The sequence below is a fragment of the Actinocorallia aurantiaca genome (assembly GCF_039533685.1).
Classification (GTDB): Bacteria; Actinomycetota; Actinomycetes; order Streptosporangiales; family Streptosporangiaceae; genus Actinocorallia; species Actinocorallia aurantiaca.
The window spans coordinates 63,542-89,540 of the sequence record NZ_BAAATZ010000017.1; the positions used below are offsets into that span (position 1 = coordinate 63,542).

A 25,999-nucleotide genomic window follows, 5' to 3' on the forward strand; every position below is an offset into this window, starting at 1 on the left:
GGCCCCCGGGGAGCGGGCCGGCTCAGGAGGGTTCAGGCCTTCGTCACCTCGACCATGTCGAAGTCCTCCTTGGAGGCGCCGCAGTCGGGGCAGCACCAGTCCTCGGGGATGTCCTCCCAGCGGGTACCCGGGGCGATGCCCTCGTCCGGCCAGCCCTGCTCCTCGTCGTAGATGAGGCCGCAGACCAGGCATTCCCAGGTCTTGTACTCCATTACAACTCCTCGAAGTCGATCTTCTCCCGAACACCGCAGTCCGGGCAGCACCAATCATCGGGCACGGCGGCCCAGGACGTCCCCGCCGGGAATCCCTCCCGGGGCTCGCCCTTCGCCTCGTCGAAGACGTATTCGCAGACAGCGCACCGGAAACGGCTCACGCGGCCACTCCATAACGATCGTGTTCACCGGGCTGGACGTTGGCCCGGGAGAGGTCGCCTCCGTAGTGCGCGAGCACCCTCTTGTCCATGACGCGGCGCCACAGCGGCGGGACGTAGGCCAGGACGATCATCGTGGCGTAGCCCGACGGCAGCTCGGGGGCCTCGTCGAAGTGGCGGAGCGCCTGGTAGCGCCGGGTCGGGTTGGCGTGGTGGTCGCTGTGCCGCTGCAGGTGGTAGAGCAGGACGTTCGAGGCGATGTTGTTGCTGTTCCAGCTGTGCTGGGGCGTGCAGCGCTCGTACCGGCCGCTCGCGGTCCTCTGCCTCAGCAGTCCGTAGTGCTCCAGGTAGTTCACCACCTCCAGCAGCGAGAATCCGAAGACCGCCTGGACGGCCAGGAGCACCGCGACTCCCGGCCCGAACACCGCGATGAGCGTGCCGAACAGGACGACTGTCATCGCCCAGGCGTTGAGCACGTCGTTGCGCGGCGTCCACGGGCCCTTTCCGGTGCGTGCGAGCCGCGCCTTCTCCAGGCTCCAGCCGGACTTCAGGCTTCCCCACACGCTGCGCGGAAGGAAGCGCCAGAACGACTCTCCGAGACGGGAGCTCGCCGGGTCTTCAGGGGTGGCGACCCGCACGTGGTGGCCCCGGTTGTGCTCGATGTAGAAGTGCCCGTACGCGGTCTGCGCGAGCGCCACCTTGGACAGCCAGCGCTCCGCCGACTCCTTCTTGTGGCCGAGTTCGTGCGCGGTGTTGATGCCGATCCCGCCGACGGCTCCGACGGTGAGCGCGAGACCGAGCCCGTCCACCGCCGACAGGTCGCCGTATGTCCACACCGCGCAGGCCATCACCAGCCCCGCGTACTGCAGGGGCAGGAACAGGTAGGTGCACCAGCGGTAGAAGCGCTGGGACTCCAGCCACCCCAGCACGCTCTCGGGCGGGTTGGCGGCGTCCTTGCCCACCAGTTGGTCCAGCAGAGGGAAGATCCCGAACAGCAGGATCAGGCCCGACCACCAGAAGACTCCCAGGCCGGTGAGCTCCACCAGCCCCCAGGCGATGAACGGGAACGCCGGGACCGTGAGCCCGAGCGGCCACAGGAACTTCTTCCCGTCCGCCCAAGGGGTCTCGCTGCTCTCCATGAGCGACCTCCACTAGACACTTTTGTTAATACTGTCCAGAAACTAGACATCGAACAAGGTAAGTGTCAATAGCGGCTAGGATCACCCTGATGACCGGATACCGGGAGTCCGTGCGCTCCCTCCTCAAGGAACGGCTGCTCGACGCCGCCTACGAGCGGGTGACGGCGGACGGCTGGGACCGGCTGCGCATGGCGCACATCGCCGCCACCGCGGGCGTCAGCCGGCAGACCGTCTACACCGAGTACGGCTCCAAGGACGCCATCGGCCAGGCCCTGGTCATGCGCGAGGTCGAACGCTTCCTGGCGGGCATCGGCGAGCAGCTGGACGCCCACCGCGAGGACCCCCGCGAGGCCGTCCGCGCCGCGGTGCGCTTCACCCTCGCCTCGGCCGCGGACAACCCCCTCCTCAAGAGCATCCTCACCAGTTCACGCGGCGGTGAGGACGACCTCCTGGCCCACCTGACGACCCGCTCGGAGCCCCTGCTGGAGACCGCCGGCACCATGCTGGGCGACTACGCCGCGCGGGCCTGGCCCTTCATCGCCCCGGACGCCTGCGACCTGGCGGTCGAGACGGTCGTGCGCCTCACCGTCAGCCACATCGTCCAGCCCAGCGCACCGCCCGACGTCACTGCCGACCGCGTCTCCCTCGTCCTCGCCCGCATCGCCCTCCTCCCCGAGGAAGACGGCGCACGAAAAGACGGAGGCCCGGAGACCTGAGGGTCTCCGGGCCTCGCGTACGCGGCGCGGCTAACCGGCGACCGAGGAGGCCTCGGTGAGGGCCGTGAGCTCCTCGCGGGTCAGCTCCAGGTCCGCGAAGGCCGTGAGCGGCGGCAGCTGCTCGGGGACGCGGGCGCTCGCCAGGGGCGCGGCGACCGTCGGCTGGGCGGCCAGCCAGGCCAGGGCCACGGTCGCGACCTCGACGCCGTGGGCGGCGGCGACCCCGTCGAGGACCTCCAGGACCTTCACGCCCCGCGCCGTCTTCAGGTACTGGACGGCGCCCTGGGCGCGGACGCTGCCGACGTCCGGGCCGCCCGGCCGGTACTTGCCGGTGAGGAAGCCCATGGCCAGCGCGAAGTAGGGGATGCAGGACAGGCCGTGCGCGGCGGCCAGCTCCGCCTTCTCCCCCTCGTAGGTCTCCCGGGAGACCAGGTTGTAGTGCGGCTGGATCGCCACGTACTTGGCCAGGCCCTCCCGGTCGGAGAACTCCAGCGACGCCCTCAGCCGCTCGGGCGAGATGTTCGAGACCGCGATGTGGCGGACCTTCCCCTCCCGGACCAGCCCGTCCAGGGCGGTGATGATGTCCTCCACCGGGACGCTCTCGTCGTCGACGTGCGTGTAGTAGAGGTCGATCCGGTCGGTGCCCAGCCGCCGCAGGGACGCCTCGGCCCCCGCCTTGATCGTCTCGGGGGCCAGTCCCTTGAACTCCGGGTGGGAGCCGACCTTGGTGGCCACCACGATCTCGTCCCGGTTGCCGCGCGACGCCGTCCAGCGGCCGATGATCTGCTCGGACTCGCCGCCGGAGTGGCCCGGCACCCAGGCCGAGTAGGAGTCGGCGGTGTCGATGAAGTTGCCGCCCGCCGCCGCGTAGGCGTCCAGGACGGCGAAGGACGTCTCCTCGTCCGTCGTCCAGCCGAAGACGTTCCCGCCGAGGTTGAGCGGGTGTACGAGCAGGTCGGAGTTACCGATGCGCTTCAAGGTCATAATCGCCCGAACCCGTGCCGGGAGCCCGCCATTCCCGTCGTTACCGGATCTTCTCCTGAGCTTCGCCGGGTTTTTCGGGTTTTCGGCTCAGGCGGGGCCCTCGGCCCCTCCCGGCGCCTCCTCGAGCCGTCCGGCGGACTCGTCGAGCCGGATCCGGATGCCCACGGTGCCCTGGTCTCCGCGCCTCAGCCGGCTGCCGAACAGGGTGAGGGTCCCCATCAGCCCGTACTTGCTGCGGATCAGCGTCCGGTAGGCCCCGGTGTCCTCCGCGCTGCACAGCTCGGCCGTCCCGGGCAGTGCCTCTCCCGTGGGATTGCCCCGCATGTCGCAGGGGGCGACGAGGACGTCGGCGCGGTTGCGGACCCGCTTCACCTTGCCGGAGTCCGCCGCGGTCCAGACCCCCAGCGCGTCACCGTCCCTGACGACCCAGACGGGGGTGGCGACCGCCCGCCCGTCCTTGCGGTAGGTGGTCACCAGCACGTACTTCTCGCCCGCGAGCCTCATCAGCGGTGATTGATCCATTACCGCATCATAAGCCGGTTCAGTCGGTGGCCAGTCGAGCGTGCAGGTGGGTGTCGTGCAGCAGCCCGTCCCCGCCCCGGAACTGCGAGCGCTGCACGCCCTCCAGCAGGTAGCCGTTCTTCTCGGCGACCCGGCAGGAGGCGTCGTTGCCGACCGAGTGCAGCAGGGTCAGCCGGGCCAGGCCGAGGACGGAGAACGCCCAGCCGGTGACGCAGCGGACCGCGGTGCCGGCCGCGCCCCTGCCCCGCGCCCAGGGTGCGACGCGGTAGCCGATCTCGGCGGCGGCGTTCACCTCGTCGAGGCCGAAGACCATCACGTGGCCGACGTACCGCTCGGTGGTGGAGTCCAGGATCGAGAAGGTGATCCGGTCCTCCCAGGCGGCCCACCGGCGCAGCTCCTCGCGGGCCTGCTCCTCGGTGGCCACCCCGTTCAGCTTGGGGGTGTACAGCCGCACGCCGGGGTCCGCGGCCAGTTCCAGCAGGTCCGCGGCCTCGGTCTCCCGCGGCGGACGCAGATGCCACAGGCCCGCGGTGATCTCGGTGTGCTCGATCCTCTCCATCCGGACGATTGTGCCATCTCCGTCCGCGCGGGCTTCCCGAGGCCGGGATTTCTCGCGCCGGACGCATATTCCCCCGCCCCTCTCGTGGAAATACAAAAAATGAAACCCCTCGATCCGGACGAATCACGAAAAACCATGATCAGCTTCTGAAACGCAGCCGAGAGGGCCGACGATCGGTCGCCACGGAGTCCGCCGGGTCCATGTTCCTGCATGTCAGACGGCATGGATAAAATCGCACGAATTACGATTCACGCGTTTCGCCATGATACGTAGTTGCTTTGCGGGGTCTCCGAAGAAAGAAGAGAGACGAATCCCGTATTTCTTTCGCGAGGCTCATCACAACACCGGTCCCCGACTCTTATTTTGAGAGGTCGCAGAAGGAGGGTGGGCATGTCGACGACCACACGGGGCTGGCAGATCCCGGGTTACACCGAACTCGGGGAACTGGGCTCGGGTGCATTCGGACGGGTGATACTCGCCGAGCACAAAGAGCACGGGGACCAGGTCGCCGTGAAGTACCTGTCGGAGCCCCTGGTGACCGACGAGCGGTTCCGGTCGGAGTTCCGCGCCGAGGCCAGGCTGCTGTCGGACCTGGACTCCCGGCACGTGGTCCGGCTGCGCGAGTACGTCGAGACCCTCGACGGGGCCGCCATCGTCATGGACCTCGTCGACGGGGTGTCCCTGCGGCAGGTGCTCGATCGCAACGGGGCGACCATCCCGGAGGCCGCGCTGGCCGTGCTCAAGGGCTCCCTGCTCGGGCTGGCCGACGCGCACGCCGCCGGCGTCGTCCACCGCGACTACAAGCCCGAGAACGTCCTGGTCGCCAAGTCGGGCGTCTCCACGCTGGTCGACTTCGGCATCGCGGTGCGCTCCGGCAGCACGCCCCGCGCAGCCGCGGGGACCCCCTCCTACATGCCGCCGGAGCAGTGGGAGAACGGCGCGGCCACCCCGGCGGGGGACATCTACTCCGCCACCGCGGTCTTCTTCGAGTGCGTGACCGGCCGCCGCCCCTTCCGCGCCCCCTCCGTCGAGGCCCTGGCCCTGCAGCACCTGCAGGGGCCGATCCCCGACAAGGACGCGCCCGGGCCGGTGCGCTGGCTGATCCGGCGCGGGCTGGCGAAGGACCCGGTGGAGCGCCCGCAGAGCGCGGTGGCCTTCGTCGAGGAGCTCCAGCTGGTCGCCGAGGCCGCCTACGGCAAGGAGTGGGAGCGCCGCGCCCTGTTCTTCCTGGCCGCCGCGGTCTCCACCGTCCTGAGCACCCCCGAGCAGAGCGACACGATCCCGGAGATCGGAGGCCGCGGCCAGATCTCCCATGTGGTGACCAGGCTCAAGAACCGCCGGAGCCTCCAGCCCCCCAAGCCCTCCCGCGCCGTCCTCGGCAGGACCGCAGGGGTCGTCCTGGTGAGCGGGATCATGGTGGGCGGGGCGCTCGTCGCGCTGAACCGGTCGGACGAGTCCGCCGGGCGGCAGTCCCGGCCCGTGCCCACCTACACCAGCACCGACGAGGCCAAGCCCCCGCCGGTGGCCCCCGGCCCCACCCCCGCCGCCGGGCGCACCACCGCGGTCCCCGACATCGTCGGCCTGGGCCAGATCACCGCGCTGCAGCGCGTCCGGCAGGCCGGGCTGGTGGCCGAGGTCAAAGGCGCGGGGTCCAAGCGGCCGCCCGGCACCGTCACCGCGGCCGACCCGAAGGCGGGAACACGGGTGCCGCGCGGTTCCACGGTGACGCTCACCGTCGCGGAGGTCCCGCCGGGCGAGCAGGTGAGCGTCCCGCCGCTGCGCGGACTCGCCTACGAGGACGCCGTCAGCGCGCTGAAGGCGCTCAACCTCGCCTACGCCTGGACGGTCGAGGAGACCGGCGAGGTGGAGCAGGGCACCGTGGTCGTCACCGATCCTCCGGCCGGGCGCCTGATCGACCAGGGCGGCCGGGTGCTGCTCACCATCGCCAAGGCCCCGCCCCCGGCCCGGATCAAGCTGCCGAACCTGACCGGCAAGCCGGTCGAGGAGGCGGTCGCCGTCCTGCGGGGGCTGAAGCTCAAGGTCACCCAGACGCCGCAGAAGACCAGGGAGCATCCGCCGGGGCTGGTGCTCTCCAGCGCTCCGGGCTCGGGCTCGACCGTCACCGCCGGCTCCACGGTGGCCCTCGTCGTCTCCCTGGAACCCGACCAGGTGCTGGTGCCCGACCTCACCGGGCTGACCGGCGCCGAGGCCGCCGCCGTGCTGCGCCGGGCCGACCTGGGGGTGATCCGCGCGGTGCGGGAGAGCGCGGACGTGCCGGAGGGCCGGGTCGCCGCCTCCTCCCCCGCCGCCGGGCAGCCCGTCGACCCCGGCAGCAGGGTGACCGTCTACGTGGCCAGAGCGCCCCGCGTCCAGGTGCCGTCGGTGCGCGGGCTGAACTGGGAGGAGGCCGCGCGGCAGTTGAGCGGCGCCGGCCTGGAGCCGGTCCGGCATCCGGTGGAGAGCGACCTGGCCGAGGGGAGCGTGCTGGGCACCGACCCCGCCGCCGGGGCGAGGGTCGCCCCCGGTTCCCGCGTGACCGTCGACGTCGCCAAGCACACCCCCGTGGCCGTCCCGGACCTGTCGGGGATGAGCGCGGCCCAGGCCCGCTCCGCCCTGCGGGACAGGGGCCTGGTCGGCCGCGCGGACGGCGAGGAGTGCACGGGCTGCACCGTCAGGGGCCAGTCCCCCGCCTCGGGCACCGCCGTCGCCAAGGGCACCGCGGTCACCTTCACGCTGGTCGCGCCCCCGACGGAGAAGCCCGACCCCAAGCCGGAACCCAAGCCCGAGCCCAAACCGGAGCCCAAGCCGGAGCCCTCGAGCCCCCCGCCGGCCACCGATCCCGCGGGATGACGAGGGCCCGCGGGGCCGGAGAGCGGCGGTACGCGCTCACCCGGCCCCGCGGCGGAGGCCGCGCGACCTCACACGGTCGTCGCGCGTACGCAGCAGACGTCGGGCAGGTGGGCCGCGACGGTCGTCCAGGTGTCGCCCTCGTCGGCGGAGGCGAAGACCTCGCCGGAGCGGCTGCCGAAGTAGATCCCGACGGGGGCGGCGTCGTCCGCGCACATGGCGTCGCGCAGGATCGTGGGGTAGAAGGGCTCCCGGGGCAGGCCCTCGGTGAGCGCCTCCCAGGAGGACCCGGCGTCGCGTGAGCGGAAGACCCGGCAGCGGTGGTCGCAGGGGTAGCGTCCTCGTTCGTCGCCGTTGATGGGGAAGGTGTAGATCGTTCCCGGGCGGTGGGGGTGGGCGACCATCGCGAAGCCGAAGTCGCCGGGCAGGCCGTCGGCGATGGACTCCCAGGTGGAGCCGTCGTCGTCGGAGCGGTAGACGCCTCCGTGGTTCTGCAGGTAGAGCCGCCTCGGGTCCCCGCAGTCCCGTGCGACCTTGTGCACGCACTGCCCGAACTCCGGAGAGGGATCGGGCAGGAACGAGGCCTGGACTCCGGTGTTGGACGCCGTCCAGGAGCCGCCCCCGTCGCGGGTGCGGTAGACGCCGCCCGTGGACATGGCGACCAGCACCTCGGACGGGTCGTCCGGGTGCGGCAGGATCGTGTGGATCGCCTGCCCGCCGAAGCCGGCCTCCCAGAACGGCCGGTGCGGGTGGTCCCACAGCGGCTCGACGAGTTCGAACGTCCCGCCGCCGTCGTCGGAGGTGAACAGGGCCGACGGCTGGGTCCCGGCGTAGAGCCGCCCCGAAGGCCCGACCGCCAACTGCCACACCCGCTCCAGCGAGGTGCCCGTCTCCTCGGGGAAGACGGGGCGGCCGAGCTCGCTCCAGGCGGCGCCGAAGTCCTCGCCCGCCGCCACGACGGGCCCGTAGACCGGGTCGCTCAGCCCGGCCAGGAGCCGGGTCCCGTCGAAGCAGAGGCTGTAGACCTCCGACATCGGGAACCTCGGCTCCTCCACCTCCCAGGTGCGCCGGTCCTCACTGCGGGCCAGGAAGAGGCCCTTGACGGTTCCGATGGCGAGCAGGACGGACATCGCGACCTCCCGGACGGGTTCCTTTCCGTCCGAGCCTAATCAGCCGAGCGCTTCCTTTCCGTCACTTTCCGCGATCAGACGTTGCGTCGGTACTGGCCGCCCACTTCGAAGAACGCCTCGGTGATCTGCTGGAGGGAGCAGACGCGGGCGGTGTCCATGAGTTCGGCGAAGGCGTTGCCTCCCTCCCGGACGACCCGCTTCAACCGCTCCAGCGCCGCCTCGGCCTCCGCCCGGTTCCCGGTCTGGAAGTCCCGGACGCGGGTGAGCTGGGAGCGCTTCTCCTCCTCGGTGGCACGTGCCAGCTCGATCACGGGCGGCGAGGCCTGGGCATCCAGGGAGCGGAACGTGTTGACGCCGATGATGGGCAGGGTGCCGTCGTGCTTGCGCTGCTCGTACAGCATCGACTCGTCCTGGATGCGGCCGCGCTGGTAACCGGTCTCCATCGCGCCCAGGACCCCGCCGCGTTCGCTGATGCGGTCGAACTCGGCCAGGACGGCCTCTTCCACGAGGTCGGTGAGCTCGTCGATGACGAACGACCCCTGCAGGGGGTTCTCGTTCATCGCCAGGCCCCACTCCCGGTTGATGATCATCTGGATGGCCAGGGCGCGGCGCACGGACTCGGCGGTCGGGGTGGTGACGGCCTCGTCGTAGGCGTTGGTGTGCAGGCTGTTGCAGTTGTCGTAGATCGCGATGAGCGCCTGCAGGGTGGTGCGGATGTCGTTGAAGTCCATCTCCTGGGCGTGCAGGCTCCGGCCCGAGGTCTGGACGTGGTACTTCAGCTTCTGGGATCGCTCGTCGGCGCCGTAGCGCTCGCGCATGGCCACCGCCCAGATCCGGCGGGCGACGCGGCCCAGCACGCTGTACTCGGGGTCCATGCCGTTGGAGAAGAAGAACGACAGGTTCGGCGCGAAGTCGTCGACGTCCATCCCCCGCGCGAGGTAGGCCTCGACGTAGGTGAACCCGTTGGCCAGCGTGAAGGCCAGCTGGCTGAGGGGGTTCGCCCCTGCCTCGGCGATGTGGTAGCCGGAGATCGACACCGAGTAGAAGTTGCGGACCTCGTTGGCGATGAACCACTCCTGGATGTCGCCCATCATGCGCAGGGAGAACTCCGTGGAGAAGATGCAGGTGTTCTGGCCCTGGTCCTCCTTGAGGATGTCGGCCTGCACCGTGCCGCGTACCGTCTGGAGCACGCCCGCACGGATCCGGGCCGCCTCCTCCCGCGACGGCTCCCGTCCTTCCTCGGCGCGGAACCTCTCCAGGCCCTGGTCGATCGCGGTGTTGAGGAAGAACGCCAGGATCGTCGGCGCCGGGCCGTTGATCGTCATCGACACCGACGTGGTCGGCGAGGCCAGGTCGAACCCGTCGTAGAGGGCCTCCATGTCCTCCAGAGTGGCCACCGAGACGCCGGAGGTGCCGACCTTGCCGTAGACGTCCGGCCGCTCGTCGGGGTCGCGGCCGTAGAGGGTGACGGAGTCGAAGGCGGTGGACAGCCGGGTGGCGGGCGCGTCGGCCGACAGCAGCTTGAAGCGCCGGTTGGTACGGAACGGGTCGCCCTCCCCGGCGAACATCCGGGCCGGGTCCTCGCCGTCGCGCTTGAAGGGGAACACCCCCGCGGTGAAGGGGAAGAATCCCGGCAGGTTCTCCGAGCGAAGGAAACGCAGCAGGTCGCCGTGGTCGGAGAAGCGGGGCAGGGCCACCCGAGGGATCTTGTTGCCCGACAGGGACTCGCGGGTCAGCGTCACCCGCACTTCCCGGTCGCGCACCTTGAAGACGTGCTCGTCGCCGGTGTAGGAGGCCACGCGTTCGGGCCATCCCGCCAGCAGGCCCGCGGCCTCGGGCGAGACGTCCCGCCCCGCCTCGGCGGCCAGCGCCTCCACCTGCCGGGCCGCGTCGCCGGAGCCGGGGGCCGCCTCCAGCGCGGCCCGCGCGGTGCCCAGGTGCTGGACCTTGCGGACGGCCTCGGCCTGCCGCTCCGTCTCGGCGTGGTAGCCGCGGACCGTCTCGGAGATCTCCGACAGGTAGCGCACCCGGGAGGGCGGGATGATCTGCGCGGTGCGGGTGCTCGCCTTGACCTCCACGCGGGGCAGCACGCCCTGCTCCACGGGCAGGCCCTTCTCCGCCAGCAGCCCCAGGAGGTGCTGGTAGAGGGCGGTCACGCCGTCGTCGTCGAAGGTCGCGGCGCTGGTGCCGAAGACCGGCATGTCCTCGGGACGGGAGCCGAACGCCTCCCGGTTGCGGATCATCTGGCGGGAGACGTCGCGCAGCGCGTCGGCGGCGCCGCGCCGCTCGAACTTGTTGACCGCCACCACGTCGGCGAAGTCCAGCATGTCGATCTTCTCGAGCTGGGAGGCCGCGCCGAACTCCGGCGTCATCACGTACAGCGAGACGTCGACGAACGGGACGATCGCGGCGTCGCCCTGGCCGATGCCCGGGGTCTCCAGGACCACCAGGTCGTGGGTGGCCTTGCAGGCGGTGATGATCGCCTCGATGTGCTCGGGCAGTTCGCGCCCGCCCCGGGTGGCCAGCGAGCGGAAGAAGACCCGGTCGCCGTCGAGGGAGTTCATCCGGATCCGGTCGCCCAGCAGGGCCCCGCCGCCCCTCCGCCGCGTCGGGTCCACGGCCAGCACCGCCACCCGCAGTTTGTCCTGCTGGTCGACGCGCAGGCGGCGCAGGAACTCGTCGGTCAGCGAGGACTTGCCGGAGCCTCCGGTGCCGGTGATGCCCAGGACGGGCACCTGGCGGGCGGCCCCCGCCAGCGCCGGGTCCAGCGGCCGGCCCTGCTGGAGGCAGGTGATGGTGCGGGCCAGCGCGGCCCTGTCGCCCGCCAGGACCGCCTCGGCCGGCGCGGGCGTCCCGGACAGGTCGACGTCGCACTCCCCGACCAGCTCGTTGATCATGCCGGGCAGGCCGAGGCGCTGCCCGTCCTCGGGGGAGAAGATGCGCACCCCGGCCGCGGCCAGCCGCTCGATCTCCGCCGGGACGATCACTCCCCCGCCGCCGCCGAAGACCCTGGCCTGTCCGGCCCCGGCCTCCCTCAGCGCCTGCCCGAGGTACTCGAAGTACTCGACGTGCCCGCCCTGGTAGGAGCTGACGGCCACGCCCTGGGCGTCCTCCTCCACGACGGCCGCGACGACCTCCCGCACCGAGCGGTCGTGTCCGAGGTGCACCACCTCGGCGCCCTGCGCCTGCAGGATGCGCCGCATGATGTTGATCGACGCGTCGTGCCCGTCGAACAGCGCCGCCGCCGTCACGAACCGCACCGGGTTCTCCGGCCTGTGCAGATCCATCGCCGACCCTCCGGGTCCCCCGCCTGGACGGATGACCTCACATACTTTGAAGACCAATATTTTGAAGCTAAAGTAATTCGGAGACAGCCGGGCCGTCAAGCGGCCCCTTCCCCTACGGTGGAGCCGTGTCCTTCGATCCCCTCGCCGAGGCTCATCGCCGGTGGAGCGACCACTGGCCCGACCAGGCCGACCACATGGCCGCGGTCACCTCGGTCATGCGCGCCCAGCAGCTGCTCCTCAGCCGTATCGAGAGCATCCTCAAACCGCACGGGCTGACCTTCGCCGCCTACGAGGCGCTGCGCCTGCTGGCCTTCAGCCGCACCGGCTCGCTGCCCATGGGCAAGATGGGGCAGCGCCTGCTGGTCCACCCCGCCAGCGTCACCAACGTGATCGGCCGGCTGGAGGCGCGCGGCCTGGTCTCCCGCTCCCCCAGCCCGCACGACCGCCGGGTCGTCCTGGCCTCCCTCACCCCCGAGGGCCGGGCGCTGGTGGAGGAGGCCACCGAGACCATGCACCGGGCCCGCTTCACCCTGCCCGGGCTCAGCCGGGAGGACGCGCGGGCCGTCACCCGCGTCCTGCACGTGCTGCGCGCCTCGGTCGACGACGTCGAGGGCGCCGAGGGCGCCGAGGGCGCCGATGCCGTCGACGATGGGGACACGCCGGCGTCCGTCCCCTCGCCGGAAGCCCGGCGCCCTGAGGGATCTAGTCCTTGAGAGTGAGACGTCGACCCTCTTGAGAGCCAGTCCGAGGTTGGCTCTCGCGACCGGTCCGCTCGCGATCTTCCAGTCCGTACCGTCGGAGGCTCCGGTTCCCCGAGGAGGATCATGACGACGACCGAGCTTCCCCCGGTACGCCCCGCGGCCGCCAAGGGCAGCGACTTCACCCCGCTGGCCCGACGGGTCCGCGAGAGCGGGTTGATGCGCCGCCGCACCGGCCACTACACCGCCTCCATCGGCCTGAACATCCTGGGCACGGTCGCGGTCTGGGCGGGGGTGGCCCTGACCGGCTCCTGGTGGTCGGTCCTCCTCGCCGTCCCCGCCGCGCTCCTCTCCGCCAGGACGGGCTTCCTCGGGCACGACGCCGGTCACAAGCAGATCGCCGCGTCCGCCACGACCAACCGCAGGCTGGGCCTGCTGCTGGGCGACCTCATGCTGGGCATGAGCCACGGGTGGTGGAACGCCAAGCACAACCTGCACCACGCTCACCCGAACCACACCGAGAAGGACCCCGACGTCGGGGCCGGCGCCCTGGTGTGGACGCCCGAGCAGGCCGCGGAGTACAGCGGGCCACTGGCCTGGCTGCACCGCCACCAGGCCCGGCTCTTCTTCCTCATGCTGCTGCTGGAGGGCCTGAGCCTGAAGGTCTCCAGCGTCATGGACCTGAAGAACCGCAGCCCGCGCGACCGCCGTGTCGAGGGCTTCCTGCTGGCCGCGCACACCATCGGCTACCTGGCCCTGGCCTTCCTGCTGATGCCCCCGGCCGTCGCGGTGGTCTTCATCGCCGTCCACCAGGGCCTCTTCGGGTTCCACCTGGGCTGCGCCTTCGCGCCCAACCACAAGGGCATGCCGATGCCGGGCCCGGACGACGACTGGGACCACCTGCGCCGCCAGGTGCTCACCTCCCGCAACATCAAGGGCGGGCGGGTCACCGACTGGCTCCTCGGCGGACTCAACTACCAGATCGAGCACCACCTCTTCCCCGGCCTTCCCCGCCCCGCCCTGCGCGAGGTGCAGCCCCTGGTCCGCGCCCACTGCGCCGAACTGGGCCTGCCCTACACCGAGACGAGCCTGGTCGCCTCCTACGGCCAGGTCCTGCGCTACCTCGACTCCGTGGCCTGAACACCCCTCGGGGTTTGAACGACCCGGTCGCCTGGGTTCAGGCGACCGGGAGCACGTCCACGCCGCGTTCCGTGTCGGGGCGCGGCCCGAAGACGCGGCGCTCCCCCTCGCGAATGGACACGTCGTTGATGCTGGCCTCCCTGCGCCGCATCAGTCCGGAGTCGTCGAACTCCCACTGCTCGTTGCCGTAGCTGCGCCACCAGCGTCCCTCGGCGTCGCGCCACTCGTACTGGAACCGTACGGCGATCCTGGTGTCGCCGTAAGCCCAGAGCTCCTTGCGCAGCGCGTAGTCCAGCTCCCTCTCCCACTTTCGGGTGAGGAAGCCGACCACCCCGGCCCTGCCCGTGACGAACTCCGAGCGGTTCCGCCAGACGGTGTCCTCGGTGTAGGCGAGCGAGACCCGCTCGGGGTCCCGGGTGTTCCAGGCGTCCTCGGCGGCCTGCACCTTGGCCCTGGCCGACTCTTCGGTGAACGGGGGCTTCATATCGGTCTTCCCTTCGATGGTCCGCTACTGGAGAACGTACGTTCTCCAGTAGGCTAGAGAACGTACGTTCTCTAGCGCAAGGGCAGGCCGGATGGACCGCAGCGACAACAGCGCCCACGAGACGCGCATCCTCGACGCCGCCGAGCGCCTCTTCTACGCCCGCGGCGTCCAGGCCGTGGGCATGGACGAGCTGCGCACGGCCGCCGGGGTGTCGCTCAAACGGCTCTACCAGAGCTTCCCGTCCAAGGAGGTACTGGTCACCGCTTATCTCGACCGGCGCGACGAACGCTGGCTCTCCTCGCTGCGCACGTTCGTCGGCGACGGCGGAGTCCTGGAGGTCTTCACCTGGCTGGTGCAGTGGTTCGGTTCCGAGGACTTCCGGGGCTGCGCGTTCCTCAACGCCTTCGGCGAGCTCGGCGACCAGGTCGTCCGGCCCGTCCGCCGCCACAAGGACCGGCTGCGCGCCTACCTGAGGGAGCTGGCGGTGCGGGAGGGGGCGTCGGACCCCGATCTGCGGGCCGACCAGCTGCTCATCCTGGTCGACGGCGCCACGGTGACCGCGATGCTGGGCCGACCGAACGCCGCGGGGGCCGCCCTGCGGCTGGCCCTCCCCGACATGCGAGGATGACCTGTCTGATTTGTCGCTAGTGGTGTAGAAGGTGAACGGTGCGCGCGCAGCTGCATGAGCCCCTTCCGGGGGACGCGGAAGAACGTTGGAAGGACTTCTTCAACGGCGAGCGGAACGCGAAGTACTTCGCCGGGCTCGTGGGACTGCTGATCGAAGAGGTCAGGACCGACTACGCGCGCATGCGCCTGCCCTACCGGCCGGAGCTGAACCAGCCCGCCGGGGTCGTGCACGGCGGGGCGATCGCCACCCTCATCGACACCGTGGTGGTCCCGGCCGTCGGCAGCGCCTACCCCCGGGTGCCGATCATGCTCACCATCGACATGCAGTTGCGCTACCTGGGCGCGGCCCGGGAATGCGACCTCGTCGCCGAGGGTTGGATCACCAAGCGCGGCAAGTCCACGGTGTTCTGCCAGGCCGAGGTCCGCGACCCCGAGGGCGAGCTGATCGCCGAGGGTTGGCACACCTACCGGGTGATCATCCCCAAATCTGGGTAAATCCTCTGTGGGGCTACCCCGAAGGAGGCCATCTTGGACGGAAACCTGCCCTGGCTCATCGCGGCTGGCGTCGTCGTCGTACTGGTCACCCTGTACATCGTCGTCCGGGTCCTGGGACGGCTGCGCGGGCTGCGGGGGTTCGTACGCTCCCAGGACGCCCCCGGCACCGCCAAGGCCGCCTACTACGGCGCCTGGATCTACGCGCTCAGCCCCGTCGACCTCCTGCCCGACCCCATCCTGATCGACGACATCGGCATCGTCCTGGCGTGCGTCGCGGCGCTGGAGCAGATGGCCAGGCGGCGGCGGAGCGCGGTCACACCGCCACGGGAGCGGATCGGCTGATCCGCCCGGCCACCGAGCCCAGGAACCGGCCGTCCGGCAGGACCGCGGCGATCTCCACCTCGTCGCCGTCCTCCAGCCAGGTGCGGGCCGAGCCGTCGGGCAGGATCAGGCCCTGCTCCCCCCCGGCCGTCAGCTCGATGAGCGAGCCCGCGTCCTCCGGATCCGGGCCGCTGACCGTCCCGGAGGCGAAGAGGTCCCCGGGACGCAGGGAGGCGCCGTTCGCCGTCAGGTGGGCGAGCATCTGGGCGGGACTCCAGTGCGTGGAGGAGTACGGCGGCCGGGACAGCACGTGGCCGTTGAGCCTGACCTCCAGCGTCAGGTCCAGCCCCCGGTCCTCGGTCTCGCGCAGGTAGGGCAGCAGCGGGGTCTCTCCGGACCGGGAGGGGACGCGGAAGCCGTCCAGCGCCGCGAGCGGCACGACCCACGGGCTGACCGAGGTCGCGAAGGACTTGCCGAGGAACGGCCCGAGCGGCACGTACTCCCAGGCCTGCAGGTCGCGGGCCGACCAGTCGTTGACCACGCACACCCCGAAGACGTGCTCGGCGAAGTCCGAGACGGGCACCGGGGAGCCCATCGCGCTGGGAGCGCCGACGACGAACCCCAGCTCGGCCTCGAAGTCCAGCCTCCGGGTCGGGCCGAAGAACGGCGCGGCCGAGCCCTCCGGCCGGAACTGCCCCGACGGGCGGTGGATCTCCGTCCCGGAGACGACGACCGTGCCGGCGCGCCCGTGGTAGGCGATGGGCAGGTGCATCCAGTTCGGGGTCAGCGGGTGCCTTCCCGGCCGGAAGATCCTGCCCACGTTGGTGGCGTGGTGCTCGGAGGCGTAGAAGTCCACGTAGTCGGCGACGGAGAACGGCAGGTGCAGCGTCGCCTCGGACATCGGCACGTACGGCCCGCTCAGGCCGCCGAGCAGCGCCCCGCGGACCTCGTCCCAGACCTCGGGGCCCGCGACCAGGAACGGGTCGAGCGTGCCGTAGGCGAACAGCGCGGGGTGCGGCACGCGCGCCTGCGACAGGTCGAGGATCCTGTCCTCCACCGCGACGCCGACCCGGCGCACCCCCGGCCGGTCGAGGGTGGTGAACACACCGTAGGGAAGGATCTCAGCGTCGAACATCCCAGCTCCACGCGTAGTCGGGGTCCTCGCAGACCGATGCGGCCTCGCCGAGCTCCAGCGGGGCGAAGGTGTCGACCATCACCGCCAGCTCCTCGACGGACTCCAGGCCGAGACTGCGTTCGGGCACCCCCGGGTGCGGGCCGTGGGTGTGCCCTCCGGGGTGCAGCGAGACCGACCCCCGCCCGATGCCCGAGCCCCGGCGGGCCTCGTAGTCACCTCCGCAGTAGAACATGACCTCGTCGCTGTCGACGTTGGAATGCGAATAAGGGACCGGGACCGCCAGCGGGTGGTAGTCCACCTTGCGCGGCACGAAGTTGCAGACCACGAAGTTGCGGCCCGCGAACACCTGGTGGACGGGAGGCGGCTGGTGGACGCGGCCCGTGATGGGTTCGAAGTCGTGGACGCTGAAGGCGTAGGGGTACAGGCAGCCGTCCCAGCCGACCACGTCGAACGGGTGCGTGGAGTGGACGTGGACCGTCCCGCCGCCCCGGTGCCTGAGGTGGACCTCCACGTCTTCGCCCTCCCGCAGCAGCGGTTCGGCCGGGGCGCGGAGGTCGCGTTCGCAGTAGGGGGCGTGTTCGAGGAACTGGCCCTGCCGCGACAGGTAGCGGCCCGGCGGGCCGATGTGGCCGACCCCTTCGATGCAGTAAAGCCGGACCCGCCCGGACGGGAGCCAGCGGTGGACCGTCCCTCTGGGAAGGATGACGTAGTCGCCCGAACGGACGTCCAGCGCGCCGAACACCGTCTCGACGACCGCCTCCCCCTCCTCCACGTACACGCACTGGTCGCCGACGGCGTCCTTGTAGAGCGGTGAAGGGGCGTCCGCCACGACGTAGGAGATCCGCACGTCGGAGTTGCCGAGCAGGACGCGCCGCCCGGTGACCGCGTCCACGCCTTCTCGGCCTTCCGTGAAGAGCGCGTGGGGACGCAGGTGCCGGGGCAGCAGCGGATGGTTGCGGCGGTAGCCCTCCGCGGGCGGCTCCCAGGGGCGCGCGTCCGCCAGCGCCGAAGGGTTGCCGCGGTGGTAGAGCAGGGAGGAGTCGAAGCCGAACCCCTCCTCGCCCATGAGTTCCTCGCGGTACAGCGTCCCGTCCGGCCCTCGGTGTTGGGTGTGCCGTTTGTCCGGGACATTCCCGATCCGCCGGTAGTACGCCATGGGTTACAGGTTCCCCCGCTTCGCCTGCTCCCGCTCGATCGCCTCGAAGAGCGCCTTGAAGTTGCCCTTCCCGAAACCGAGCGAGCCATGCCGCTCGATGAGCTCGAAGAAGACGGTCGGCCGGTCCTGTACCGGTTTGGTGAAGATCTGCAGGAGGTAGCCGTCCTCGTCCCGGTCCGCCAGGATCCGCAGCTCCCTCAGCGTGGCGACGGGCACCCGGGTGTCGCCGGCCCAGTCGCCCAGGGTGTCGTAGTAGGAGTCGGGGGTCTCCAGGAACCGCACGCCCATCGCCCGCATCTCCCGGACGGCCGTCACGATGTCGGAGGTCGCCAGGGCGACGTGCTGGACGCCGGGCCCGCCGTAGAATTCCAGGTACTCCTCGATCTGGGACTTGCGCCTGCTCAGGGCGGGCTCGTTGAGGGGGAACTTCACCCGGTGGTCGCCGCTGGCCACCACCTTGGACATCAGCGCCGAGTACTCGGTGGCGATGTCGTCGCCGACGAACTCCTTCATGTTGGTGAAGCCCATGACGCGGCGGTAGAAGTCCACCCACTCGTCCATCTTGCCGAGCTCGACGTTGCCGACGCAGTGGTCGATCGCCTGGAAGTAGTGCCCGGTGTGGTCGGCCAATCCCTGGAACAGGGGGCCCGACACCACGAAGCCCGGAAGGAAGGGGCCTTCGTAGCGGGACCGGTCGACCAGGGTGTGGCGGGTCTCTCCGTAGGCCGCCAGGGAGGCCAGGCGGACGACTCCGTGGTCGTCGGAGAGCTCGTAGGGCTCCTCCAGGATCCGCGCCCCCTGCCCGCGGGCGTGCTCGACGGCCGCGTCCACGTCGGAGACCTCCAGCGCCAGGTCGCTGATGCCGTCCCCGTGCGCCGCGACCGAGACGCCGACCTCCGTTCCGGCGTGGACCTCTCCGGTGATGCGGAACCGGGCCGTGCCCGACGCCAGGACGTATTCGGCGAAGTCGCGGCAGCCCGTCTCGGGGCCCCGGTAGGCGACGCAGCTCATGCCGAAGGCCGTGGAGTAGTAGTGGGCGGTCTGCCGGGCGTTGCCGACGAGGAACCGCACGTGGTCCAGACCCCTGACCGGAAAGGGGTCGGCGGAGAAGTCGTGGGGAACGGCTCCGATGAGCGCGTCCTCGGCCGTCTGGCGGCTCAGCTGGGTCATGGGGTGCGCCTCCTCTCCCTACCGGATGCGGCCCACCTTGACCCTTCTCTACCCCCGATGACAAGCTGTCTGACATCTGCTAGGCAGAGTGGAAAGCAAAATACGGTTCAGGTGGTCATCAAATGTCAGATCAGCCAACCACTCTCGACCAGCTCGACATCCGGCTCCTGCGCGCGCTGAACGACCATCCCCGCGCCGGGTTCCTGGAGCTGTCCCGGATCACCGGCACCTCGCGGGTGACCGTCCAGGCCCGGCTGGAGCGGCTGGAGGAGGCGGGCGTCATCCGCGGCCACGCCCCGCAGGTCGATCTCCCGAAGGCCGGCTATCCGGTCCTGGCGTTCGTGACCCTGCAGATCTCCCAGGGCGCGCTGGCGGAGGTCGCCGACCGCCTGCACGCCCTGCCCGCCGTCCTGGAGGCCCACGCCACCACCGGCCAGGACGACCTGCACTGCCGGCTGGCGGCGCCATCCCACGAGGGGCTGCAGGAGGCGCTGCTGGACCTCAACCGCATTCCCTCCGTGGTGCGGACCACCAGCTTCATCGCGCTGTCGGAGGTCGTCGCCCCCCGCGTCCTGCCCCTGCTGGAGTCGGAGGAGCGCCCCCAGCCGTCCCGCATCCCGTCCTACCGCCGCGAGGCCGGGACGTGACATATTCCATAGTTTCCAAGTATGAAATACCAGCAAGGTAGAGTCTGAGCTGGGACTCTGGCGTGTTGCGTAACGTCTCGGTAGTCTTCAATGTCACGCTCCATTTACATCTGCCGGGTAAGGTTGCCCCGCGAGTAATCGATCATGTAGGAAAGCAAGCGCATTCCCCCGATCAGGCAGGTCTCGTGTGAACGCTTCAGCGAGTCTTCCGGACCATCCGGAGGGCCATCCCTCTCCGCTCGACGGCGGGCCCACCGTGCTGCGCATGATGCTCGGCGCCCAGCTGCGGAGACTGCGCGAGGAGCAGGGCATCTCCGCGGAGAAGGCCGGCTACACCATCCGCGCGTCCCACTCCAAGATCTCCCGAATGGAGCTCGGCAGGGTCGGGTTCAAGGAGCGCGACGTCGCCGACCTCCTCACCCTCTACGGGGTGACCGACGAGGACGAGCGCGCGCCGATCCTGGACCTGGTGAGCAAGGCCAACGAACCGGGCTGGTGGTACAACTACAACGACCTGCTGCCCGGCTGGTTCGAGGTCTACATGGGCCTCGAGGGCGCGGCCTCCATCATCCGCACCTACGAGCTGCAGTTCATCCCCGGACTGCTGCAGACCGAGGACTACGCGCGGGCGCTCATCCCGCTGGGCTTCCCCGAGATCTCCGACGAGGAGCTCGAGCGGCGCGTCCAGCTGCGGATGCGCCGGCAGCGCCGGCTCCTCTCCGGCGACCTGCGCGTGTGGGCCGTCGTGGACGAGAACGCGCTGCGCCGCCCCATCGGCGGCAAGTCCGTCATGCGGGCGCAGGTCGAGCACCTCATCGACCTCAGCGGGCGCCGCAACGTCACCATCCAGGTGCTCCCTTTCAACGCGGGCGGGCACGCGGCCGTCTCCGGCGCCTTCAGCCTCCTGCGCTTCCCCGAGGCGACGCTGCCCGACATCGTCTACCTCGAGCAGCTCACCAGCGCCCTCTACCTGGACAAGCCGGCCGACATCGACCGCTACCTCCAGGTGATGAACCGGCTCGCCCTGGAGGCCGCCCAGCCGGGCGACTCCCGCGAGATGCTCTCCCGGGTGCTGGGCCGCTCCGGCTGAGCCCGGCCCCTTCAAGCGGGGGCCGGCTCCCCGACCACCATGACCGGGCAGCGGGCGTCCCTGATGAGGTCGCGGGTGGTCGCGCCCAGCGCGCGCAGCTTCCAGCCCGGCCGCTCGTGCCTTCCCAGGACCAGCAGCCCCGCCTCGGCCGAGGCCTCCAGCAGGACGTCGCGGGCGAAGCCCTGGACGACGACCGGGGCGGTGCCCGGCCAGCGGGCCAGCCAGGGCTCCAGTTCGCGGGCCAGTTGCTCGCGCACCCCCTGGAGGAGGGGGGCGGTGTCCAGCGGAGGGATCCAGGCGGGCGCGCCGAAGCCCTCCACCGGGGGCTGGAACCAGGCGTGGACGAGGCGGGGGGCCGTGCCGCGCAGCCGGGCCTCCCGGTATCCGGCCTCCAGTACCGCGCCGGACGGCTCGGTGCTCACCCCCACCACGACCGGCGCGTCGTGCAGGGACGAGGCGTCCGTCTTGACCAGCACCACGGGGACGGGACAGCAGCCCGCCACGGCGAGCGCGACGGAGCCCGCCACCAGGCTGGCCACCGCGCCGTGCCCGTGGGTGCCCAGCACCACCAGGCCCGCCCCTGAGACCCGCTCCAGCAGTACCTGGCCGGGGTGCCCCGGAAGGGCCTCGACGACGAGGTCGGCCGGTTCAGCGGCCCTGTAGGCCCGCGCCGCCGCGACCTCCAGCATCCCGCGCCCGGCGGCCGGATCGGCCACGTGCAGCAGCCTCAGCCGCGCCGCGCGCCGCCCGGCCTGCACCGCCGCCCACTCCAGTGCGGCGTTTCCGGGTTCCGACCCGTCCACGCCGACCAGGATCTCCTCCATCAGCGCCTCCGTCTCCCCGCTCTCCTACCCAGCGGGGAGACCGGAGACGATCGGGAGGAGGGGCCGGTTCAGCCGGAGGCGGCGGCCTCGGCGATGACCGTGTCGACCTCCTCGCGGCGCCCGGCCTCCTCGGCCGCGAACCGCTCGGCGTCGAGCTTGTCGGCGAGCTCCTCGTCCTGGGTCATGAGGGCCTCCAGATCGGCCTTGGACATGTCCAGGACGCCCATGTCGGCGTAGGCGCTCTGAACGCGCTCGCTCCACAGCCCGATGTCCTTCACGCACGGGACGATCCGGCTGAACAGCAGGCTCTGGAAGATGCGCATGTACTCCGACTCGAGCGCCAGGCGGCTCGCCTCGGCCTTGGGGATCCCGAAGTTCTCCCAGACCTCCAGCGCCTGGAACCGGTCGCGCATGAGGTAGCAGCCCTCGATCACGAACTCCTCGCGCTCCCTGCGCTCGGTGTCGGTGAGCTGGCGGTAGTGGTCACGCAGCGCCAGCCGGCCGAAGGCCACGTGGCGGGCCTCGTCCTGCATCACGTAGGTGAGCATCTGCTTGGGCAACTCGACCGTGGTCATGTCCCGGACCAGGCCGAAGGCGGCCAGCGCCAGTCCCTCGATGAGGACCTGCATGCCCAGGTAGGGCATGTCCCAGCGGCTGTCGGTGAGGGTGTCGTCGAGCAGCGCCCGGAGGTTGTCGTTGATCGGGTAGACCAGCTCGAGCTTCTCGTGGAGGAACTTGCCGAACAGCTCGACGTGCCGGGCCTCGTCCATCGTCTGGGTCGCGGAGTAGAACTTCGCGTCGAGGTCGGGGACGGTCTCCACGATCCGCGCGCCGGTGATCATCGCGCCCTGCTCGCCGTGCAGGAACTGGGAGAACTGCCAGGAGGTGAGGTGCAGACGCAGCCGCCCCCGCTCCTTTTCACTCATCTTCTCCCAATAGGGAGTGCCATAGAGGGCGTTGGCCTGGTCGGGCAGGCCGAGGGGGTTGTCCGGGTCGACGTCAAGGCTCCAGTCGATGCGCTTGACGGCGTCCCACTGCTTGTCCTTGCCCTTCTGGTACAGATTGAGAAGCTTGTCGCGACCCTCGTCGTATTCCCAGGTGAACCTGGTGTCACCGGCCAGCGGTACATTCCAGGTCTCCCGCGACACGGGGGTGGTGTAAAGCTCGTGGGTCGACACGCTGTACTCCCGTCTGTGACGTACAACGTACGTAGAACGTACGATGTACGTAAAGTTTCACAGGGTCCGAAAGGTGTCAACGGTTGCTTACTCGAGAGCGGATCGTCGATGCCGCCGTCGCGCTGGTCGAACGGCACGGCGAGACCGCGCTGTCCATGCGCGCGGTCGCCGCGGAGCTGAACGTCGCCCCCATGTCCCTCTACAACCACGTCCCCAACAAGGCCGCGCTGCTGGACGGCATCGCCTACCGGGTGATGTCGGGCCTGGAGCTGGACTACGACCCCGGCGTCGGCTGGAAGACCCAGGCGCGCACCCTCATCAGGGCCTTCCGCCGGGTCGCGCGCGAGTACCCGGCCTGCATGAACCTCATCGTCACGCACAGCGTGGAGCTGCCGTTCGGCATCAAGCCGATCGAGCGCGCGCTGGCCGTCACCGACACCGCGGGCTTCGACGGGCCCACCTCGGTCAGGGTCATGCGCGCGATCATCGCCTACGCGCTGGGCGCCCAGCTGCGCGAGACCGACATGGTGAAGATCCTGGACTACCTGCCGCCCGACCCCGCGGCGGCCTTCGCCGAACTCGATCCGGTGGAGTTCCCCCATGTGACGGCGCTGGCCAAGGAGCTGACCGCGCACGACCCCGAGTCGGACTTCGAGTTCGGGCTCGAGCTGTTCATCAGCGCGATCGACGCGCTCCCCCGCTGAGCACCGGCGCGGACGGGCCGGGGAACGTGCTCCGGCGAGAGCCTCCACCCTCCCGGCTGGAGCGGTCCACGACCGGTCCGTCCGCACCGTTCAGAAAATCAGCCGGAATGCTTGGCGCTGGCAGTTCCGCGCAGGCTCACCGTTCCCGGACGATGGATCACAATCTTCTTCATGGGGGTTCCTCCTGGAGAATGACAACCCGGACGAGGGTCAACAATTCCATGCTTTCTACCGTAAGTGCGACGTCTGGTCCAAAAGGTGAGACAAATTGCACTCGGACCGCACCGCCGATGCGGCTGTTCACCCGTAGCGATCTTCATTGAAACGGCCATTTGTCCACCATCAGGATGTATGTCATGAAAGTTCTAATTCTGGGAGGCACCCAGTTCGTCGGGACGGCAGTGACGGAAGAGGCTGTCTCGAGGGGCTGCCGGGTCACCGTGTTCAACCGCGGAAACCGGCCCTCCCCCGCCGGAACCACCTCCCTGGCCGGCGACCGGCTCGGTGATCTGAGCGCGCTCGGCACCGGCACCTGGGACCTGGTCGTCGACACCTGGAAGGGCGCGCCCCGCGCCGTCCGGGAGACCGCACGGCTGCTGGCCGGCCGGGCAGGCCACTACACGTACGTCTCGTCCAGATCCGTCTACGCCCAGCCCGCGTCCCCGGGAGGCGACGAGAGCAGGCCCCTCGTCGAGGGCGCCTCACCCGACGCCGGGGACGTCCCCTACCCGCAGGCCAAGCTCGGCGGAGAACTGGCCGTGGCCGAGTCCTTCGGGGACCGCGCCCTGTTCGCCCGCGCCGGGCTCATCCTCGGCCCGTACGAGAACGTCGGCCGGCTCCCCTGGTGGCTCGACCGCGTCTCCCGGGGCGGCACCGTCCCCGCGCCGGGGCCCGCCGACCTGCCCCTGCAGTACCTGGACTGCCGGGACCTGGCCCGCTTCCTGCTGGACAACCCCGCCACCGGCGGCGCCTTCGACCTGATCAGCCCGCCCGGCCACACCACGACGCGGGAACTCCTGGAGACCTGCGCCGAGGCCACCGGCTCCTCCCCGGACCTCCGCTGGCTCTCCCCCGAGCAGGTCGAGGCCGCGGGCGTGGAGCCGTGGTCGGACCTGCCGATCTGGCTCCCGCCGGGCGGACTCCACGACACCATGCACCAGGGGAACCCCGCCAAGGCACTGGCCCACGGCCTGACCTGCCGTCCCGTCACCGAGACCGTCTCCGCCACCTGGGCCTGGATGCGCTCGTCCGGCTGGACGACCCCCGACGTCGTCTTCGGCCGCAGAGTCGGGCTGACGCCCGCCCAGGAGGAGGCCCTGCTGGCTCAGCTCTAAGTGGCCTGAACCGGCCCCACGTACACCCAGCCGCCGTCGTGCCGGACGAACCTGCTGTCCTCCTCCAGCACCCCTCTGCGTCCCCGCTCGACGTAGTGGGCCCGGAACCTGACGGTGCCCTCGGTGTCGAACGGGCCGCCTTTCGCGGTCTCCAGCACCTCCAGCCCCGTCCACCTGGTCCGCCGGTCGGCCCCCGCGTCGCCGGGCCGGGTGACGGGGTGCCACGTCCGCAGCAGATAGTCCGAGTCGCCCACGCTGAACGCGCTGTACCGCGAACGCATCAGCGCCTCGGCCGTGGGCGCGCCGCCCTCCCCTTTGTGGAACCGGCCGCAACACCGCTCGTAGGGCTCGGAAAGCCCGCACGGACACTTCGAAGACATGCCCTCATTCTCCCGCCTCCCCCTCACTCCCCGTGCCGTTCACCAGCGCGTCACCCAAAGCCGTGCGTTCGTAGAGGACCCGCCTGCGGTACCGGTGGCCGACGACGAGACCCGCGTCCCGCAGGACCTTCAGATGAGCCGAGACGTTCGCCGGGCTCAGCGAGTGGCGGATGGCCAGGTTCGTGGTCGCCGCCGGGATCACCAGCTCGGTCAGCAGCAGTGCCCGCACCGCCCCGAGCAGGCGTTTCAGCGCGTCCGAAGGGGTCGGAGGGCTGCTCCACAACGTGGCGATGCCCCGCGCCGGATAGACGAGGGCGGGCGGGTCGGTGTTCTCCGCGCGGACCGCCTTTCCCGGCCAGACGAAGGCGCTGGGGATCAGGACCATCCCGGTGCCGCTCAGCTGGAAGACCCCCTCCTCCGCGCGGTCGACGAGCAGCGCCTGGTCCTGCCAGGACAGGGCGGCGTCCAGGTCCGGGACCAGCTTCTCCAGCCCGCCTTCGGCGAGCAGCCGGGCGTGGTAGGCCAGATCCGCGTCCAGGAAGTCGCGCAGGCGGGACCAGTACGGGGCGACCAGGACCCGCCAGGCCAGCTCGAGTGCGTCCGCCAGCACCTCACGCGCCCGCCGGGGGTCGGCGACCAGCGCCTCCACCACCGCTTTGAGCCGCGGATCCGCTTGGTCCTGGAGTGTGCGCAGGAGTTCGGCCTCGACGCGCGCCGGATCGGCCGTCCGAACCCGGTCGAGTTCCCCGTCGACGCCTCTGCCGGGGCCGTCCGGGAGGGGCGAGAGGAAATCCGGTTCCCAGCCGCGGAGAGGCTGGACCGCGATCAGCGGCGTCAGGTCGAGCCCGTGGCCTTCGACGCCGCGCAGCCAGGGCCGGTGGTAGGGCCGTCTCTTCGGGTCGTGCAGGGAGCGGACCGCCAGCGTCGTCTCGAAAAGAGGGGCGACGGCGAAGCGGGAGCGCAGCAGGTCTTCGGGAGTGAATCTGAGTTCGTACATCCGCTCTGCGATTCGTTCCGGAGCGAATCATTCGCCCCGGCCAGGGTAAACCGTGAACTTGGCAC

27 protein-coding genes are annotated in these 25,999 nt (G+C 70.6%); 11 read left to right on the forward strand and 16 right to left on the reverse strand.

What is annotated here, in order from left to right; all coding sequences use genetic code 11:
* Positions 1-32 precede the first annotated feature (32 nt).
* Genes ABD327_RS21245 through ABD327_RS21255 form a run of 3 tightly spaced genes read right to left on the reverse strand, consistent with a single transcriptional unit; the run spans position 33 to position 1,509 of the window.
* Entirely contained in the window at positions 33-212 is a 180-nt protein-coding gene (locus ABD327_RS21245; protein ID WP_344452308.1) for a rubredoxin, read from the reverse strand.
* Complete coding sequence (locus ABD327_RS21250) at positions 212-373, reverse strand: rubredoxin (RefSeq protein ID WP_344452309.1); 162 nt, start codon at positions 371-373, stop codon at positions 212-214. The genes ABD327_RS21245 and ABD327_RS21250 overlap by 1 nt, the downstream gene beginning before the upstream one ends.
* On the reverse strand, positions 370-1,509 hold the full coding sequence (locus tag ABD327_RS21255) for an alkane 1-monooxygenase (RefSeq protein ID WP_344452310.1): 1,140 nt from the start codon (positions 1,507-1,509) through the stop codon (positions 370-372). Before ABD327_RS21255 ends, ABD327_RS21250 begins: the two co-directional genes overlap by 4 nt.
* Before the next feature lie 89 nt (positions 1,510-1,598).
* Between ABD327_RS21255 and ABD327_RS21260 the strand changes: the two genes are divergently transcribed.
* Positions 1,599-2,225 (forward strand): TetR/AcrR family transcriptional regulator, encoded by a 627-nt coding sequence (locus ABD327_RS21260; RefSeq protein WP_344452311.1) that lies wholly within the window; start codon positions 1,599-1,601, stop codon positions 2,223-2,225.
* 30 nt (positions 2,226-2,255) lie between these two features.
* Here the strand turns inward: ABD327_RS21260 and ABD327_RS21265 are convergent, their stop codons facing one another.
* The 3 genes from ABD327_RS21265 to ABD327_RS21275 all read right to left on the reverse strand — a co-directional run bounded on the left by ABD327_RS21265 (position 2,256) and on the right by ABD327_RS21275 (position 4,290).
* Positions 2,256-3,209, reverse strand: a complete 954-nt coding sequence (locus ABD327_RS21265) for an aldo/keto reductase (RefSeq protein WP_344452313.1) — start codon at positions 3,207-3,209, stop codon at positions 2,256-2,258.
* 87 nt (positions 3,210-3,296) lie between these two features.
* Positions 3,297-3,731 (reverse strand): PPOX class F420-dependent oxidoreductase, encoded by a 435-nt coding sequence (locus tag ABD327_RS21270; RefSeq protein ID WP_344452314.1) that lies wholly within the window; start codon positions 3,729-3,731, stop codon positions 3,297-3,299.
* Between the two features lie 19 nt (positions 3,732-3,750).
* Positions 3,751-4,290 (reverse strand): GNAT family N-acetyltransferase, encoded by a 540-nt coding sequence (locus ABD327_RS21275; protein ID WP_344452315.1) that lies wholly within the window; start codon positions 4,288-4,290, stop codon positions 3,751-3,753.
* Positions 4,291-4,680: 390 nt separating this feature from the next.
* Between ABD327_RS21275 and ABD327_RS21280 the strand changes: the two genes are divergently transcribed.
* A complete protein-coding gene (locus ABD327_RS21280) occupies positions 4,681-7,140 on the forward strand; it encodes a PASTA domain-containing protein (RefSeq protein ID WP_344452316.1) in 2,460 nt (819 codons plus the stop codon).
* Between the two features lie 68 nt (positions 7,141-7,208).
* Here the strand turns inward: ABD327_RS21280 and ABD327_RS21285 are convergent, their stop codons facing one another.
* Both ABD327_RS21285 and icmF read right to left on the reverse strand, forming a co-directional pair.
* Positions 7,209-8,267 (reverse strand): WD40/YVTN/BNR-like repeat-containing protein, encoded by a 1,059-nt coding sequence (locus ABD327_RS21285; protein ID WP_344452317.1) that lies wholly within the window; start codon positions 8,265-8,267, stop codon positions 7,209-7,211.
* A 74-nt stretch (positions 8,268-8,341) separates the two neighbouring features.
* The gene (icmF, locus tag ABD327_RS21290; RefSeq protein WP_344452318.1) at positions 8,342-11,554 is read right to left on the reverse strand and encodes a fused isobutyryl-CoA mutase/GTPase IcmF; all 3,213 of its coding nucleotides are present in this window, start codon (positions 11,552-11,554) and stop codon (positions 8,342-8,344) included.
* A gap of 125 nt (positions 11,555-11,679) precedes the next feature.
* Here icmF and ABD327_RS21295 point away from each other — a divergent pair, with 125 nt between their 5' ends.
* Positions 11,680-12,267, forward strand: coding sequence for a MarR family winged helix-turn-helix transcriptional regulator (locus ABD327_RS21295; RefSeq protein WP_344452319.1), 588 nt, complete (start codon positions 11,680-11,682; stop codon positions 12,265-12,267).
* A 111-nt stretch (positions 12,268-12,378) separates the two neighbouring features.
* Positions 12,379-13,392, forward strand: coding sequence for a fatty acid desaturase family protein (locus ABD327_RS21300; RefSeq protein ID WP_344452320.1), 1,014 nt, complete (start codon positions 12,379-12,381; stop codon positions 13,390-13,392).
* 37 nt (positions 13,393-13,429) lie between these two features.
* Here the strand turns inward: ABD327_RS21300 and ABD327_RS21305 are convergent, their stop codons facing one another.
* On the reverse strand, positions 13,430-13,876 hold the full coding sequence (locus tag ABD327_RS21305; protein ID WP_344452321.1) for a nuclear transport factor 2 family protein: 447 nt from the start codon (positions 13,874-13,876) through the stop codon (positions 13,430-13,432).
* Positions 13,877-13,967: 91 nt separating this feature from the next.
* Between ABD327_RS21305 and ABD327_RS21310 the strand changes: the two genes are divergently transcribed.
* From ABD327_RS21310 to ABD327_RS21320, 3 genes are read left to right on the forward strand one after another with little or no spacing between them, the layout of a single operon-like run.
* Complete coding sequence (locus ABD327_RS21310; RefSeq protein WP_344452322.1) at positions 13,968-14,504, forward strand: TetR/AcrR family transcriptional regulator; 537 nt, start codon at positions 13,968-13,970, stop codon at positions 14,502-14,504.
* 38 nt (positions 14,505-14,542) lie between these two features.
* A complete protein-coding gene (locus ABD327_RS21315) occupies positions 14,543-14,998 on the forward strand; it encodes a PaaI family thioesterase (RefSeq protein ID WP_344452323.1) in 456 nt (151 codons plus the stop codon).
* A gap of 33 nt (positions 14,999-15,031) precedes the next feature.
* The gene (locus ABD327_RS21320) at positions 15,032-15,340 is read left to right on the forward strand and encodes a YkvA family protein (RefSeq protein ID WP_344452324.1); all 309 of its coding nucleotides are present in this window, start codon (positions 15,032-15,034) and stop codon (positions 15,338-15,340) included.
* On the opposite strand, the gene fahA is transcribed toward ABD327_RS21320, so the two are convergent.
* The 3 genes from fahA to hppD are packed head-to-tail and all read right to left on the reverse strand — an operon-like array spanning position 15,312 to position 18,780.
* On the reverse strand, positions 15,312-16,454 hold the full coding sequence (gene fahA, locus ABD327_RS21325) for a fumarylacetoacetase (protein ID WP_344452326.1): 1,143 nt from the start codon (positions 16,452-16,454) through the stop codon (positions 15,312-15,314). The two genes, ABD327_RS21320 and fahA, sit on opposite strands and share 29 nt — an antisense overlap.
* A complete protein-coding gene (locus ABD327_RS21330) occupies positions 16,441-17,610 on the reverse strand; it encodes a homogentisate 1,2-dioxygenase (RefSeq protein ID WP_344452327.1) in 1,170 nt (389 codons plus the stop codon). Before ABD327_RS21330 ends, fahA begins: the two co-directional genes overlap by 14 nt.
* A 3-nt stretch (positions 17,611-17,613) precedes the next feature.
* Positions 17,614-18,780 (reverse strand): 4-hydroxyphenylpyruvate dioxygenase, encoded by a 1,167-nt coding sequence (hppD, locus tag ABD327_RS21335; RefSeq protein WP_344452328.1) that lies wholly within the window; start codon positions 18,778-18,780, stop codon positions 17,614-17,616.
* A gap of 122 nt (positions 18,781-18,902) precedes the next feature.
* On the opposite strand from hppD, the gene ABD327_RS21340 reads away from it, so the two are divergent.
* Together ABD327_RS21340 and ABD327_RS21345 are read left to right on the forward strand one after the other, a co-directional pair.
* Positions 18,903-19,427: an Lrp/AsnC family transcriptional regulator gene (locus ABD327_RS21340; protein WP_344452329.1), complete on the forward strand. Its 525-nt coding sequence runs from the start codon at positions 18,903-18,905 to the stop codon at positions 19,425-19,427.
* A 265-nt stretch (positions 19,428-19,692) separates the two neighbouring features.
* A complete protein-coding gene (locus ABD327_RS21345; protein ID WP_344452367.1) occupies positions 19,693-20,517 on the forward strand; it encodes a helix-turn-helix domain-containing protein in 825 nt (274 codons plus the stop codon).
* Between the two features lie 11 nt (positions 20,518-20,528).
* On the opposite strand, the gene ABD327_RS21350 is transcribed toward ABD327_RS21345, so the two are convergent.
* Together ABD327_RS21350 and ABD327_RS21355 are read right to left on the reverse strand one after the other, a co-directional pair.
* Complete coding sequence (locus ABD327_RS21350; protein WP_344452330.1) at positions 20,529-21,341, reverse strand: universal stress protein; 813 nt, start codon at positions 21,339-21,341, stop codon at positions 20,529-20,531.
* Positions 21,342-21,409: 68 nt separating this feature from the next.
* Positions 21,410-22,519, reverse strand: coding sequence for a ferritin-like domain-containing protein (locus ABD327_RS21355; protein ID WP_344452331.1), 1,110 nt, complete (start codon positions 22,517-22,519; stop codon positions 21,410-21,412).
* 83 nt (positions 22,520-22,602) lie between these two features.
* On the opposite strand from ABD327_RS21355, the gene ABD327_RS21360 reads away from it, so the two are divergent.
* Both ABD327_RS21360 and ABD327_RS21365 read left to right on the forward strand, forming a co-directional pair.
* Entirely contained in the window at positions 22,603-23,223 is a 621-nt protein-coding gene (locus tag ABD327_RS21360; RefSeq protein WP_344452333.1) for a TetR/AcrR family transcriptional regulator, read from the forward strand.
* Between the two features lie 356 nt (positions 23,224-23,579).
* Positions 23,580-24,557, forward strand: a complete 978-nt coding sequence (locus tag ABD327_RS21365) for a Rossmann-fold NAD(P)-binding domain-containing protein (RefSeq protein ID WP_344452334.1) — start codon at positions 23,580-23,582, stop codon at positions 24,555-24,557.
* On the opposite strand, the gene ABD327_RS21370 is transcribed toward ABD327_RS21365, so the two are convergent.
* Complete coding sequence (locus ABD327_RS21370; RefSeq protein ID WP_344452335.1) at positions 24,554-24,937, reverse strand: YchJ family protein; 384 nt, start codon at positions 24,935-24,937, stop codon at positions 24,554-24,556. The two genes, ABD327_RS21365 and ABD327_RS21370, sit on opposite strands and share 4 nt — an antisense overlap.
* Positions 24,938-24,941: 4 nt before the next feature.
* Positions 24,942-25,934, reverse strand: a complete 993-nt coding sequence (locus ABD327_RS21375; RefSeq protein WP_344452336.1) for an ArsR/SmtB family transcription factor — start codon at positions 25,932-25,934, stop codon at positions 24,942-24,944.
* Between the last annotated feature and the right edge of the window lie 65 nt (positions 25,935-25,999).